The organism is Methylobacterium mesophilicum SR1.6/6 (assembly GCF_000364445.2).
Lineage (GTDB): Bacteria > Pseudomonadota > Alphaproteobacteria > Rhizobiales > Beijerinckiaceae > Methylobacterium > Methylobacterium mesophilicum_A.
In genome coordinates this window covers 1,695,361-1,708,576 of the sequence record NZ_CP043538.1, presented here as the reverse complement: position 1 = coordinate 1,708,576, position 13,216 = coordinate 1,695,361, and the positions used below count along the sequence as shown (strand labels likewise).

10 protein-coding genes are annotated in these 13,216 nt (G+C 68.4%); 1 reads left to right on the top strand and 9 read right to left on the bottom strand.

Translation table 11 applies throughout. From position 1 onward, the window contains the following. Positions 1-51 precede the first annotated feature (51 nt). From MMSR116_RS07985 to MMSR116_RS07970, 4 genes are all read right to left on the bottom strand, one after another. A complete protein-coding gene (locus tag MMSR116_RS07985; RefSeq protein WP_158168607.1) occupies positions 52-1,107 on the bottom strand; it encodes an ABC transporter substrate-binding protein in 1,056 nt (351 codons plus the stop codon). A 28-nt stretch (positions 1,108-1,135) separates the two neighbouring features. Further along, on the bottom strand, positions 1,136-2,146 hold the full coding sequence (locus MMSR116_RS07980; protein WP_158168605.1) for a dipeptidase: 1,011 nt from the start codon (positions 2,144-2,146) through the stop codon (positions 1,136-1,138). A gap of 239 nt (positions 2,147-2,385) precedes the next feature. Continuing rightward, positions 2,386-3,705, bottom strand: coding sequence for a C4-dicarboxylate transporter DctA (dctA, locus tag MMSR116_RS07975; protein WP_158168603.1), 1,320 nt, complete (start codon positions 3,703-3,705; stop codon positions 2,386-2,388). Positions 3,706-3,780: 75 nt separating this feature from the next. Further along, complete coding sequence (locus MMSR116_RS07970; RefSeq protein ID WP_202882066.1) at positions 3,781-4,686, bottom strand: TauD/TfdA dioxygenase family protein; 906 nt, start codon at positions 4,684-4,686, stop codon at positions 3,781-3,783. 123 nt (positions 4,687-4,809) lie between these two features. Here MMSR116_RS07970 and MMSR116_RS07965 point away from each other — a divergent pair, with 123 nt between their 5' ends. After that, on the top strand, positions 4,810-5,550 hold the full coding sequence (locus MMSR116_RS07965; RefSeq protein WP_158168599.1) for a GntR family transcriptional regulator: 741 nt from the start codon (positions 4,810-4,812) through the stop codon (positions 5,548-5,550). Positions 5,551-6,003: 453 nt separating this feature from the next. Here MMSR116_RS07965 and MMSR116_RS07960 read toward each other — a convergent pair whose 3' ends face one another. From MMSR116_RS07960 to MMSR116_RS07940, 5 genes are all read right to left on the bottom strand, one after another. Next, positions 6,004-7,230 (bottom strand): PGN_0703 family putative restriction endonuclease, encoded by a 1,227-nt coding sequence (locus tag MMSR116_RS07960; protein ID WP_158168597.1) that lies wholly within the window; start codon positions 7,228-7,230, stop codon positions 6,004-6,006. Positions 7,231-7,872: 642 nt separating this feature from the next. Further along, positions 7,873-9,324, bottom strand: a complete 1,452-nt coding sequence (gene tcuA / locus MMSR116_RS07955; RefSeq protein ID WP_158168595.1) for an FAD-dependent tricarballylate dehydrogenase TcuA — start codon at positions 9,322-9,324, stop codon at positions 7,873-7,875. Next, positions 9,321-10,796 (bottom strand): aldehyde dehydrogenase, encoded by a 1,476-nt coding sequence (locus MMSR116_RS07950; RefSeq protein ID WP_158168593.1) that lies wholly within the window; start codon positions 10,794-10,796, stop codon positions 9,321-9,323. Before MMSR116_RS07950 ends, tcuA begins: the two co-directional genes overlap by 4 nt. Positions 10,797-10,945: 149 nt before the next feature. Further along, positions 10,946-11,968 (bottom strand): PrpF domain-containing protein, encoded by a 1,023-nt coding sequence (locus tag MMSR116_RS07945; RefSeq protein ID WP_244625624.1) that lies wholly within the window; start codon positions 11,966-11,968, stop codon positions 10,946-10,948. A gap of 19 nt (positions 11,969-11,987) precedes the next feature. Then, a complete protein-coding gene (locus tag MMSR116_RS07940; protein ID WP_158168591.1) occupies positions 11,988-13,199 on the bottom strand; it encodes an ABC transporter substrate-binding protein in 1,212 nt (403 codons plus the stop codon). Positions 13,200-13,216 lie beyond the last annotated feature (17 nt).

Genomic DNA, 13,216 nt, shown 5'->3' with positions numbered 1-13,216 from the left:
TGACCGCGGAACCGTGTGTTGCGGCCTTCGATCTCGGTCTGGATCAGATCCTCAGCCGCCGGGCCGATCGGACACGGCCTCCGGGAAGTAGAGGTCGTGCCACGACGCGGGCGCGCTCGCGATCATGCCGGTGCGCGCCATGAAGTCGGCAAACGTCATCACGTTCTGCGGGGTGAGGCTCCAGTTGGTGCCGGGCTCGTCCAGGACGCGCGCGGCGACCGCGAGCGGCAGCTTCGATCCGGTGGCGGCGATCCAGCCCGCGATCGCACCGCGCGGGTCCGCCGCAATCGTCGCCTCCGCCTCCTTCAGGGCCGCCACGATCGCGCCGAACAGCTTCGGGTTCTCGTCGTGGAAGCGGGTCGTCGCCAAGACGTTGGCGTAGCTGTGCGGCCCGCCCATCACGGCGAACGAGCTGAACAGCCGGCGCATCCCGGGCACGGCGAGCAGCTGATCCTGGAAGGGCGGCGTGCTGACGACGCTCTTCACGGTATCGATGCCCGCCAGCATGGCCGTGGTGGCGTCCGGCTGGCCCATCGAGAACAGCAGGGGGTCGAACCGGGAGACGCTCGCCTGGCCCAGGGTCTGCGCGACCGCCATCTGCAGCAGGACGGCATTGATCGTGCCCTTGCCGCCCGGCGTGGCGATCCGATCGGTGTCCTTGAAGTCCCGCACGGAGGCGATCGCCGGGTCGCGGGTCACGAGATAGAGCGGCACCGCGCCGATCGCCGCGATGCCCTTCACCGCCTGGCGCGAACCGCGCGTGCGCGCCCAGACGATGAGCGCCCCCGGGATGCCGGCCGCCGCCACGTCCGCGCTGCCGGAGAGCAGCGAGGAGATCATCGTGTCCGGCCCGCTGAAGGTGAGCCAGTTGACCTTGACCTCAGGCAGGCCCGCGTCGCGGGCGTGCTTCTCGATCAGGCGGTCGCGCTCCATGACGATGAGCGGTAGGAACGCGATCGAGAACTGCTTGGCGATGGCGATCTCGGCCTTCTCGGCCCGCGCCGCGCCGGGCAGGCCGGCGAGCAGCGCGATCAGCGCCGCGGCGAGCACTCGCCGCCGGGGCCGGCGGTCCGGTGATGCGAGACGGGAGCCGATGATCGCCATCATCCTCAAATCCTTCGATCGCTCCGCGAGGCTACGCGCCCCAGACATCGCCGAGGAAGCGAACCCAGTTCTCGCCCATGACGCGCCGGATGCGAGACTCCGGCCAGCCGCGCGCCTCCATGGCGGCGGTCAGCGCGCCGTAACTCGCGTAATCGACAAAAGCCGCGGGCCGGCGCTGCGGCGCGAAGGTCGTGAGCTGGCGGGCGTAGCCCTTGTCGTGCGTCCAGTAGGGCGGGTCGGCCTCGGTGTAGTCCTCCCAGTAGATCGACCACGCCTCGTAGCGCTGGCGGGCGTCGGTGCCGAAGCCGACACCCTCCTCGCCCACGACGCCGATGATGTGTTCGACGACGTCGAGGAAGTCGTCGAGGGTCGCGTCCATGCCGCGCGCCAGGAACGTGGTGAAGAAGGTCACGCCGACGAACCCGCCCTTCTCGGCGATGGCGCGGAGCTGGTCGTCCGACTTGTTGCGCGGATGATCCTTCAAGGCACGGGCGGCCACGTGGGAGTAGCAGACCGGCAGGCGGGAGGCGGCGATGGCCTCCTCGGAGGTCTTGGGCCCGACATGCGACAGGTCGATCAGCATGCGCACGCGGTTCAGCTCCGCCACGACCTCGTGGCCGAAGCCGGTGAGGCCGGAGTCGCGCGCCTCGTAGCAGCCGCAGCCGATGAGGTTCTGCGTGTTGTAGGTCAGCTGCACGACGCGTACGCCGACGTCGTGGAAGAGCTGGATGAACGGGATTTGGTCCTCGATCGCCGACGCGTTCTGCCAGCCCAGGACCACGCCGATCCGGCCCTCCCGCTTGGCGGCGCGCAGATCGGCGGCGGTGAGCACCGGGCGCACGAGGTCGGCGTTCGCGGCGAGCGAAATCTTCCAGCGCGCGATGCGCTCCATGGTCGGGCGGAACCCCTCCCACACCGAGCAGGTGAAGTTGGCCCCCGTGAGCCCGCCGGCCCGCATGAGTTCGAGCTCCCGGCGGCCGCCGGAGGTGAGGGCGAGGCCGTCGAAGACGAGAAGGTCGGGATGGAGGTGAGATGCAGCCACGAAGCCCCCCGCGCGTCACAGGCGATCCTCGAGCGCCCGTCCGCGGGGCGCCGAGTCGAACCGGGCGCCTCGTGACGGATCGGCCCCGGCAAGTCGGTCGGGCCCCGCGCGCGCCCGGCCCTCGGCCTGTTCCAAGAACCATGCCCGGCCCAACCATGACACACGCCCGGAGTGCCGGGCCGTCCGTGACGGCGCGCGGGCTCGCGCCAGATGGGGATCGGGATGGCCTCGGCGCGCGCTCAAGCCGAGCGCCTGAGCGCGTCCTGCGCCGGCTTGAGGGCCGGCGGGGCGGCCGGCGCGCGATCGTCGCGCGCCAGCACGCGACGCGCCTGCTCCACGTCGAGCGCCTTCTCCCACCACGCGACGAAGACCGTGGCCACCGTGTTGCCGAACAGGTTCCCGATCGCCCGGGCCTCGCTCATGAACCGGTCCACGCCCAGGATGATGACGATCCCCTCCACCGGGATCTTGCCGCTCACGGTCGAGAGCGTGGCCGCGAGCGTGATGAAGCCCGCTCCGGGTGCCGTGGCGGCTCCCTTCGACACGAGGAGGAGCACCGCCAGCATCTGGACGTAGTCGCCGAACGACAGCGGGATGTTGAGCGCCTGCGCGATGAAGGCGATCGCCAGGGTGAAGTACATCGACGTGCCGTCGAGGTTGAACGCGTAGCCGAGCGGCAGCGTCAGGCCGACGACCGACCGCCTGCACCCGAGCCGTTCGAGCTTGACGAGGAGCAGCGGCAGGACGGGCTCGGTCGTGCTCGTCCCGAGCGCGATGAAGATCTCCTCCCGGATGTAGCGCGCGAGCGCCCACAGCCGCAGTCCGGTGAGCCTGACGATCGGCCCGAGCACGAGGCCGATGAAGGCGAGCAGCGTCAGGTAGAAGCACAGCACGAGCTTGCCGAGCTGGGCGAGGCTGCCGATGCCGTAGCGGCCGATCGCGAAGGCCACCGCCCCGAACACGCCGATCGGAGCCAGCCGCATGATCAGCCCGAGGACGCGAAACAGCATCGCGCCGAGGTCGTCGAACAGGACCAGCAATCCGGTACTGCGCGGGCCGAGCTGGACGAGGGCGAGCCCGCAGAGCACGGCCACGAGCAGCACGCTGAGCGTATCGCCGGACGCGAAGGCGCCGACGATCGTGTTCGGGATGATGTTGACGAAGAACCCGACCATGTCCTGCGTCGCGGCCTTCGCGACGTAGTTCCCGACGCTGGCGCGGCTCAAGGTGGCGGGGTCGATGTTCATGCCCTCGCCGGGCGCCACGAAATGGCCGACGGCGAAGCCGATCACCATCGCGAGCGTGGTCAGAACCTCGAAGTACACGATCGCCTTCAGGCTGATGCGCCCGACTTCGGCGCTGTCGCGCAGTTTGGCGATGCCGAGCACGACGGTGACGAAGATGATCGGCGCGACCACCATGCGGATCGCGCGCACGAAGGCGTCGCCCAAGGGCTGAAGCGCCGTGCCGAACTCGGGGTAGACATGCCCCAGCGCGGCACCCGCCACGACGGCGGCGATGATCTGCAGATAGAACGATTTCGCGGAACCCGTCGCCATGAGCGCCTCACCTTCGGTCGCGGTGGGCCACCAGCAGCGCGGCGGTTCAGCCGCTCCCGGTGACGGCGTTTCGGCTCAGGCCATCGCGGCCACGGCGCGCGCCAGCGCGTCCGGATTGTCGTTCTGCGCCACCTCGTACAGGCGCCCGACCTCTTCCCCCTCGAGCGAGCAGCGGACCATGTGCCGATACTGGCTCTGATCGAAATCCGGCAGGGCGATGTGCTGGGTGCACCGGTTGTCCCAGAGGACGAGATCGCCTACCGTCCAGCGGTGGCGGTAGACGAATTCCGGCGCCATCGCGTGCTCGTTGAGGAAGTGCAGGATCGCGTCGCTCTCCTCGTCGCTCATCCCCACGAAGCGCCGGATGCGCTGGCCGATCAGGAGCGATTTCCGGCCCGTCTCGGGGTGCGTGCGCACCACCGGATGCACGACCGGCGGGTTCAGCCGCTTGAGTTCGGCCACCTTCTCGGGATCGCGCTGCTCGATGTTCTTGATGAGCGAGGCGTCGTGCACGGCCTCGAGCCCCTCGACGAAGTCCCGCATGCGCGGGCTCAGCGTCTCGTAGGCGAGATAGAGGTTTGCCCACATCGTGTCGCCGCCGACCGGCGGCTTTTCCCGGCACAGGAGCAGGGCGCCCTTGGCCGGCCGCAGGGTGAACGTCAGGTCGGTGTGCCAGTTGCGCCCGGTATTGCGGGTATCCGACGGCTTTCCGGCGATGGGCTTGTTGGTGATCATAAGCAATTCGGGATGCTCGGGATCGAGGTAGTTGCGCGGCTGCGAGGCGTGCTGGTCGAGCCGCCCGAAGTTCCGCGAGAAGCGCATGTGCTGCTCGGGCGTCAGATTCTGCCCTGGGAAGACGAGGACGAGGTGCTTCAACCAGGCGGCGTGCACCGCGGCCATGTCCGCCGGATCGACGTCCCGCGACAGATCAAGGCCCGTGACGGCTGCGCCGAGCGCGTAGCCCAAGGGTTCGACGTTCACGCCCATCGAGCATCCTCCCAAATCACTTTTAGGCATGCTAGTCGGGTGTCGATTGTCTGACAAGGAGTTTTGGTGCCGGTCCTGTGAGAGCAAAACCGTGTCGACTGCGCTAACATCGCGACCATGAGATCCAACGGCGACGCCGACACCAGCGCCATGGCGGACGCGCCGATCGGCCTGACCGCCCGCTCCCTGCCGGCTCAGCTGGCCGAGCGCCTGCAGGATGCGATCCTGGCCGGCCGCCTCCCACCCGGCGTCCGCCTGAAGGAGCTGAGTCTGGCGCAGGAGCACGCGGTCAGCCGCGCGACCGTGCGCGAGGCGCTGATCCTCTTGGAGAAGAGCCGCTTCGTCGAGCGCATCCCGCGCTTCGGGGCGCGCGTGGCAACACCGATCACCCAGGACGTGCTGCAGCTGTTCGAGGTCCGCGGCGCGCTACTCGGCGTCGCGGCCGCGCAGTGCGCAGGCGCAAACCGTACGGACGTGGTGCGCGATCTCGGCCGCATCGTGAATCAGATGCACAGTCACACGCACAGGGACGCCGATCCGTTTCGGTTCGCGGAGCTCTCGATCGCCGCGCAACATCTCCTGCTGCGCGCCAGCGGCAACCGATACCTGATCGAGATCTACGAGCAGCTCGCCAGTCTGGGCTCGTGGCACATCGTGCGATCGCGCGCGCTGTCCTTCGTCGAGGAGCACCGACGGATCGAATCCCTTCAGGACTGGACAGCGGTGCTGCGGGCGCTCGATGCCGGACAGCAGGACGCTGCGGAGCGGGCCGCCCGGATGGTCCTCACGCATTCGGCGCTCGGCGTGTCGGCACAGCTCGCCGCGGGCGGCGAGGACGTAGCACCCGCGGCCCCCTGATCGGCAGCTCCGCATCGTCATGCGATGCGGGGCATCCGGTCCACCAGCTCCGAGCCATGCAGAGGGTGGAGCAGCGGCGCTTGACCGTCTCGATCGGTTCACATCCATCGATCTGTTCCGGGGCCCTACGATCAAGTAGCTGCGAGCCGACGCAGTGACAGGCAGACCGTCGAGAGACAACTCGATCGAGGGCGGCTGTCGCGCCCGGGGCGAGCTGGAGCTCGCCGGCCCCGGTTTAGCTCGTTTGTTCATAGAATTGCGAGCTCAAGAGTGTTCTGTTTTCAAAGACATGCGCCGGACGCGAACCGGGCAGAACCGCGGGATGATGGGTCGTGGGTGCGGCGGTGTCATGGACGCCTCCAAGATCTTGGAGGAGCACCGGATCGACCAGGGCCGGCGGCATGGGGGCTGCCGCCGGCCCTGGCTCCGTCGTATCAATCGTCGCGAGCTGCGTTAGGCGGCAGAGCGTGCGTGCGCCCTGGGACGGGCACGCTGCGATCGTCTGCTCGAGATCGGGTTTGTGATGAAGGCGGTGCGCGACGTGGACGCCATTGATGCGATGTCCGGCAGAACGTCTGCCTTTGCGGCCAGCATCGCGAGTTCGAGTTCGCCGTCGAGGAGCCACCAGTCGGTGTAGCGGCGATGAAGCGCTCGGGCGTGCTCTGGGAGGCCGGCCGTCGCCAGTGCGGCGAAGGCGTGCTCCAGCGTCGTGGGCACGAACGGGATCTGGCCAGCGGCCGAGTCCGCGAGGTGACCGCGGTAAATCTCGGCCGCTGTGTGTGCGGGTCGATTGTGCGCGGGGGCGATGAAGGCCAGTGTTGCCGTGTCGGCGAGGCCGGTGACGAGCATCGCGCTCGCGAGGCAGTGCTGGCGGTAGAGCTGCTGGCAGGCTGGGCCAGTCAGTGCGGGGTCATCCGGATTCACGAACAGACCTTGCGTCTTGCGCGCTATCTCGGCGTGACGCGGATGGGGCGGTGGGGCCGCGTCATGTCCCGCCTCACTGTACTTCACCTCGATGCAGACCAGCACCCGTCGGCCGGTTGCCGTGGTGCCGCGGATGACGACGTCGAACGCGGTGCGGTCGGCGGTGAACTGTGGATAGCCACGGCCAGGGCTGTGTTTGAACAGGATAGCGGTGACCGTGGCAAGCTGCGCGGTGGGCACGAGTTCGGCGATGAACCGGGCGGCGAGTGTAGGGTCGGCTGCAAGTGGGCCGAACAGATTGAAGGCGAGCGGCTGCGAGGACAGCAGGTTGGTGCGCAGGCGGCTGATGTCGTAGGCGGCGCCTGGCTCGCGGTAGGCCAGCGCCCTGGCAGCCACCGCGGCGATTTCGGGGGTCATGAAGTTGGCTCCAGAGCGCCCGGCGGCGATCGAGATGCGCGAGCCGAGGCGGCGGACTCTGTGCGGGTTGGCCCGGTCGATGTGCGTGCCGATCGGGAAGTCGCGGTCTTCGCGCCAGAGCGCCTGGAGGAAGCGGGCGGCGGCCTTAAAGCGGTGGTCAGCGGGGACGAACACATGGTGCCGGCGGCGCGTGGTCTCAGGGATGACGGGCAAGAGGGATGGCGGTGCTCCGAGGCCTGAGGGGTCGAGGGCGGTGCGGGCGCGTTCCGTTGGGATGCTGCGCGTGTCATGAAGGTCGCTGGTATCAGCGAGCTGCGGCAGGGGGATGGTGACGTCCATGGTCGGAGGGCCTCGTGGCAGCCGCGAAGGTCCGGCCGGAACGGGGTTCCCGCGCCCAGGGGAGGGATGAACAGCGAGCGGGCTAGAGGTGCGCGCTGGCGCAGGATATTCGACGCGGACAGACAAGCGACGCCTGTTCGACGAGCTGTGTGGAGTGCCGACGAATTGGGACAGTCGGCCTGTTGTCCTGGCGCAGGTAGAAAGGGGTTGGATGCGATGTAGCCGGTGAGACACGCGCGCGACACGCACCGCCGTGCGTCAAAGCGCCGTCCGGTCAGCTAGGTTTCGGACCCGCCATGCCCGAACATTGGCTCCGAGCTCGGAAGCGAACCCACAGCATTGCACCTATCGTGGTCGTTTGCCGCGATTCCGTCTGTCTCCGTATGCTGACATGATCCGACGAATGACTTCCGCCTCGTCTCTCGGCTAAAATCATGCTCGACGCTATGTAACAGAGTTCGCAAGCATAAATTTTGAAACTTTGGCGCACGCTTACCCCTATCGTTCCGCCCTCTTGCTTGACATCAAGCGCTCGCAGGGCAGCATAAACCAGATCTCACGACGCGAAATCTTAAATTTCAAGTCTGATTTGCACGACGCTTATGATGTGCAGCCAGTGATACTATGCGTTCTTGGCGCCAGTCAGCCGCCATGATTTGCCTGGGCTGCGTGGCGTCCGGCGATGCGGCCGAACACGGCACCGCGCAGCACCGAGGTCGCGCCGGTATAGCGACCGTAGTAGAGACCCATGGTTTCCCCAGCGGCGTAGAGGTTGTCGATCGGCTCGCCATCGTGATCCACAACCTGCGCGTTGGTGTTGCAGCGCAGGCCACCGAAGGTAAAACAATTCGCCGAGCTGATTGGCCAAGCCCGATAAGGCCCCAGGTCGATGGGAAGAGCCCAGTTTGATTTGGGCGGTGTGAGTCCCTCGGTCGATAGACCATCGAGTTCGAGGGGACGGTACTGCCCGGGTCGCGTCGCCGCGTTGTACGCGGCCACCGTGGCGGCGAGCGCTGCGGGGGGAACACCGATCTGGCGAGCGAGATCCTCGATCGTGTCGGCCGTGTACGGCTTCTGGTCGCTGCGTACAGTGCGCTGCCAGTTCGGTACGTCGTCGAGCCGGGCATCACAGACCACATAGGCCGTCCCGCCGGGCAGCCGGGCGATCATCCGCGCGATGTTCTCGTAGATCGCGTCCACCGTGTGGGACGCCTCGTCCACGAAGCGCCGGCCTGCACCATCGACGAGGATGCCGTAGGGGAACACGAAGACGATCGGCTCGGACTGGCCCGAGCGCGGGTCGATCGGCTCGGCGTGGTACTCGCTGAAATCGCCGCAGGGGGCTGCGCCGGCGTCGAGCCCCATCCGAATGCCCTCGCCCCGGTTGTAGTAGCCGCCGCGTGCCACCGGCCGGATGTAGCGGGCCTGAGCGCCGTAGTAGCGCACCTGCATCTCCGCGTTGCCTTCGAAGCCGCCGCAGGCGAGCACGACCTTGCCGTGGAAGCGGTGCGCGCCGTCGGGGTTCCTGGCCTCGATCCCGGCGACGGCCCCGTCCGGGCCGCGCACGAGGGCGCGCGCGCTCGTCTGATAGTAAAAGTCGACCCCGCGGCGCTCAGCGGCAGAGGCCAGCGCCTCGATCAGCGCCAAGCCACCGCCCACGGGGCAGATCCGAGTGGTCGAAGAGGTGATGAGATAGCTCGCCATGTCCGAGAAGGTGACGCCCGCCTCGCGCAGCCACGCGAGCGTAGGCCCCGCCTCGGTCGCCAGCGTGCTGACGATTTCCGGATCGGTGAAGGAGAGCGCCTTCACGATCGGTGACCATTCCGGATACGGCCGCCCGGTCTCGGCGACGAGCGACGGGTCGAGATGAGACCCGGCGTTCTGCATGAAGTGCTCCTCGAAGTCATCGGAGACCTCGTTCTCGTTCTTCATGCGCATGTAGGCTTCGGTCCAGCGGGTGTTGCCGCCCCGCTCCTCGATCGGTGACCGCTCCAGAACCGCGACGCGCCGCCCGGTCTCAGCGGCCGACACCGCGGCGGAGAGGCCAGCCACCCCGCAGCCGACCACGACGACGTCGTACTGGTGGTCCTTCATGCCTTGATCGCGAACGGGTCGCGCTCCTCTCCGGAGAAATCGATCATGACGTTGCGGGTGTTGGTGAACTCGTCGAGGGCGACTTCGCCGCGCTCGCGGCCGAACCCGCTCTCCTTGAAGCCGCCAAACGGCGCCTGCACGGCCACGGCCCGGTAGGTGTTGACCCACACCGTGCCGGCTCGGATCGCGCGGGAGACCCGCAGCGCGCGCGATACGTTCTCGGTCCAGACGCCGGCCGCGAGGCCGTAGCGCGTGGCGTTGGCGATATCGATCACCTCTTCCTCGCTGTCGAAGGGGATGATCGAGAGTACAGGCCCGAACACCTCTTCCTGGGCGATGCTCATGTCGTTCGAGACGTCGCGAAAGATCGTCGGCTCCACGAAGAAGCCGCGCCCGAGATGAGCCCCCCGGGCCGCGTTGCCCCCCGCGGCGAGGCGTGCGCCCTCCGTCCGCGCCCGATCAATCGAGCCGAGGATGCGCTGGAACTGCGGCTCGTTGGCCGCGGTGCCCATCTCGGTGGCAGGGTCACAGGGGTCGCCGAGTCGGATGCGGCCGGCGCGTTCGACGAGCGCAGCCACCACGTGGTCGTAGACCCCGCGCTGCACGAGAAGCCGCGAGCCCGCGATGCAGGTCTGGCCGGTGGCGGCGAAGATGCCGGCCAGCGCCCCCACGACCGCCCGCTTCAGGTCGGCGTCCTCGAAGATGATGTTCGGAGACTTGCCGCCGAGCTCCAGCGTTGCTGGCACGAGCGCGCGGCCGGCGACGGCGGCGATCTCCCGGCCAACGGCCGGGCTGCCGGTAAAGCTCACCCGGTCGATGGGACCGCTCGCGAGCAGCGCCTTGCCGACCCGGGCGTCGCCCGTGACCACGTTGAAGACGCCCGGCGGGAAGCCAGCCTCCTCGACGAAGCGGGCGAACTCCAGGGTGGTCGCGGAGGCGTGCTCGGACGGCTTGACGACGACGCAGCAGCCGGCCGCGAGTGCCGGAGCGAGCTTGTTGGACAACAAGCCCATCGGCGAGTTCCAGGCCGTGATGAGCACCGCGACGCCGATCGGCTCGCGGACGGTGTAGTCTAGCGTATCGCGTTGATCGAGCGGGATCGTCTTGCCCCACATCTTGTCGGCGTAGCCGGCGAAGAAGCGGTATTGTCGCGCAGCGAACAACATCTGGCTGCGGGTTTCGCGGACCACCTTGCCGTTGTCGGTGCTCTCCATCCGGCTCATGCGATCCGCGTCGTTCGCCATGAGGTCGGCGAGCCTGTGCATCAGGCGCGCACGCTCGGCCCCCGAGGTCTTCGACCAGGCCCCTTCGAAGGCCCGCCGGGCCGACGCGGTCGCGTCGGCGACCTGCCGGTCGCTTGCCTGAGGTATCTTCGCCCATTCCTCCCGCGTGTAGGGATTCACGGCTGGGAAGTGTTCCTGTCCTTCCTCCTCGATCCATCGGCCGTCGATGAAGAGCTTGTACCGCGTCATGAGTCTTCCTGATGGACTGTGGTCTGGCTGCAGTTCACGTCGGGGCCGGACGGCTGGCTACGCCGGCCCCACGAAGACGCGCCCTTCGAACAATCGGCGGGCTGTCCGGTAGAAGGAGCCGTGTCGGACTGCCCAGCCGCCGTCCCGTGTCACCGCCGCGTCGACGGCCAGGAAGCCCGCGGGCATCGCAAGGCGCAGCGGTCCCGGGGGGAAGCGGCCCGGCGGCATGCCGCGACGACGGTGCCGTCGATCTGGGCGGCGGCCGCGGTGCAGAGCGAGACGGTGAGCGGCAGGGCGCGGTGGGCCTGCCCGTTCGAGATGGCGCGTATCACCAGATCGCCTTCCTCCCCGTCGTCCGGAGGACTCACGAAACAGATGAACGGCACCATCCGCACCGCGTGGGCGGCCGCGAGGTCGGGAGCGATGCCCATCGCGACCGATCCAGCCGCCCGAATGGCTTCGAGGCGGATCAGCAGGTCGGGCCGGGCGTCCACCTCGTCAGGGCGCTCGCGCCCGGTCAGCCCGAGATCGGCCGCGCGCACGAAAACCGTCGCGTTGGCCGCGTCTACGAGCGAGGCCTCGATCGAGCCGTGGCCCGGCACCTCCAGCACGTCGCGAGTCCGGCCGCTTGGCAACAAGCGCCCCGTCGTCGCGCCGCCGGGATCGAGGAAGTCGAGGCGGATCGCGGCGCCGGTGCCCGCGACGCCGGGGATCGCCAGCTCCCCCTTCTCGCGGGCACGCCCGCCGATCAGCGGGAAGGTCGCGTGGATCGCCTTCCGCGTGTTGGTGTTGAAGATCCGGACAGTCGCGGCGTCGCCGGGCCGGGGCCTCACCAGCCCCTCGTCGATCGCGAACGGCCCGACCGCCGAACTCATGTTGCCGCAGTTGCCGGCGAGATCGATCCGCGCCTCGTGGATCGCCACCTGGACGAAGGTGTAGTCGACGTCGAAGTCCGGCCGCGCGGCCGGCGCGATCACGCAGACCTTCGACAGCGAGGATACGCCGCCGCCCATACCGTCGAGCTGCCGCCCATAGGAGTCTGGCGATCCCATCGCCCGACAAAGGAGCGGCGTCCAGGCCTCCCGGTCGGCGGGCAGGTCGCGCGCGTGCAACATGAGCGCTTTGCTCGTGCCGCCGCGCATGAAGACCGCCGGGAGGGAACACTGGGTCATCGGTCTCGCTCCTGCCGCATCAACTCCTGAGGAGAGCACACTTCGGATCCGCCGGGATCGGGAAGGCCTCTGCCCTGGGTACGGTCCCGATCTGCCGCAGCAGGTCCCAGGGGTCCTTGGACTCGCCTGGACGCTTGCCCTCGAACAGGAAGATCTCCCGCTCGACCATGCCGTCCCGGCGGATGCGGCCGCTCTTGGTCGACATGTCGTCGATCGCGGTGGCGCGCATTGCGGCGAGCGCGGGCTCCGTCTCGACGGTCCCGGCTGCCCTCACAGACTTCAGGTAGTGGGTCACGGCGTTGTAGGTACCCGCGTGGCCCACGTCCGGGGCGCGCTTGGTCCGCTGACGGAAGCGCGCCGACCAAGCCCGCGTCTCGGGATTCAGGTCCCAGTAGAAGGGCGCGGCGACGATCATGCCCTGGACTGCCGTCGGCCCGACGGCTCGCAGGTCCGAGTGGAAGACGAAGGGCGCGATGAGCCGCATGCCCGGCGTGACACCGAACTCGACCGCCTGCTTGAGCAGGTTGGCGAAATCCTGCCCGTAGGTCACGACGCCGAGGATCTGCGCACCCGAGGACTGTGCGGAGAGGAGGTAGGAGGCAAAGTCCGGCTGCCCGACCGGCGGTCGGGTAACGCCGATCACCGCTCCGCCCGCCGCCTTAATGACCGGGGCCGCCTCGTCCTCCATGACGCGGCCGCCGGCGTAGTCCGACACGATGAAGTACCAACTGCGACCGCCGGATCGGATGGTCTGCTCGACCGTCGACTTGACGATGGACCGGGCGATCCAGTTCCAGACGATACCGTTGGGCGAGCAGCTCCCCTCGATCAATGCGTCGGTGGCCGCGTTCTGGACGATGTTGATCCGGCCCTTGTCCGCGGTGAGCTTCTGCACACCGAGTGCGACCGCGCTGTTCGTAAGGCCGGTGATCAGGCTCACTTGCTGTACGTCGTACCACTCACGGGCGATCGAGACGCCGATGTCCGGCTTGTTCTGGTGGTCGCCGCCGAGGATCTCGATCTTCCGGCCCAGCACGCTTCCGCCGAAATCCTCGACCGCCATCTGCGCGGCGACGACGGTGCTCGGTCCGCCGAGATCCGAGAACACGCCCGACATGTCCTCCAGCACCCCGATCCGGATCGGCGCCGCGGGGGCCTGCGCCTTTAGGCGCGCGGGAACTAGGCCGAGGGCGGCGGCACCTCCGGTGACGGCAGATCTTCGCGTGAGCATGGACGTCTCCCTCGGGC

Excerpts from the sequence above, each read along its gene's own strand:
- MMSR116_RS07985 (WP_158168607.1), bottom strand. The coding sequence starts at position 1,107 with ATGATGGCGATCATCGGCTCCCGTCTCGCATCACCGGACCGCCGGCCC.
- dctA (WP_158168603.1), bottom strand. The coding sequence starts at position 3,705 with ATGGCGACGGGTTCCGCGAAATCGTTCTATCTGCAGATCATCGCCGCC.
- MMSR116_RS07965 (WP_158168599.1), top strand. The coding sequence starts at position 4,810 with ATGAGATCCAACGGCGACGCCGACACCAGCGCCATGGCGGACGCGCCG.
- MMSR116_RS07960 (WP_158168597.1), bottom strand. The coding sequence starts at position 7,230 with ATGGACGTCACCATCCCCCTGCCGCAGCTCGCTGATACCAGCGACCTT.
- tcuA (WP_158168595.1), bottom strand. The coding sequence starts at position 9,324 with ATGAAGGACCACCAGTACGACGTCGTCGTGGTCGGCTGCGGGGTGGCT.
- MMSR116_RS07950 (WP_158168593.1), bottom strand. The coding sequence starts at position 10,796 with ATGACGCGGTACAAGCTCTTCATCGACGGCCGATGGATCGAGGAGGAA.
- MMSR116_RS07945 (WP_244625624.1), bottom strand. The coding sequence starts at position 11,968 with ATGACCCAGTGTTCCCTCCCGGCGGTCTTCATGCGCGGCGGCACGAGC.
- MMSR116_RS07940 (WP_158168591.1), bottom strand. The coding sequence starts at position 13,199 with ATGCTCACGCGAAGATCTGCCGTCACCGGAGGTGCCGCCGCCCTCGGC.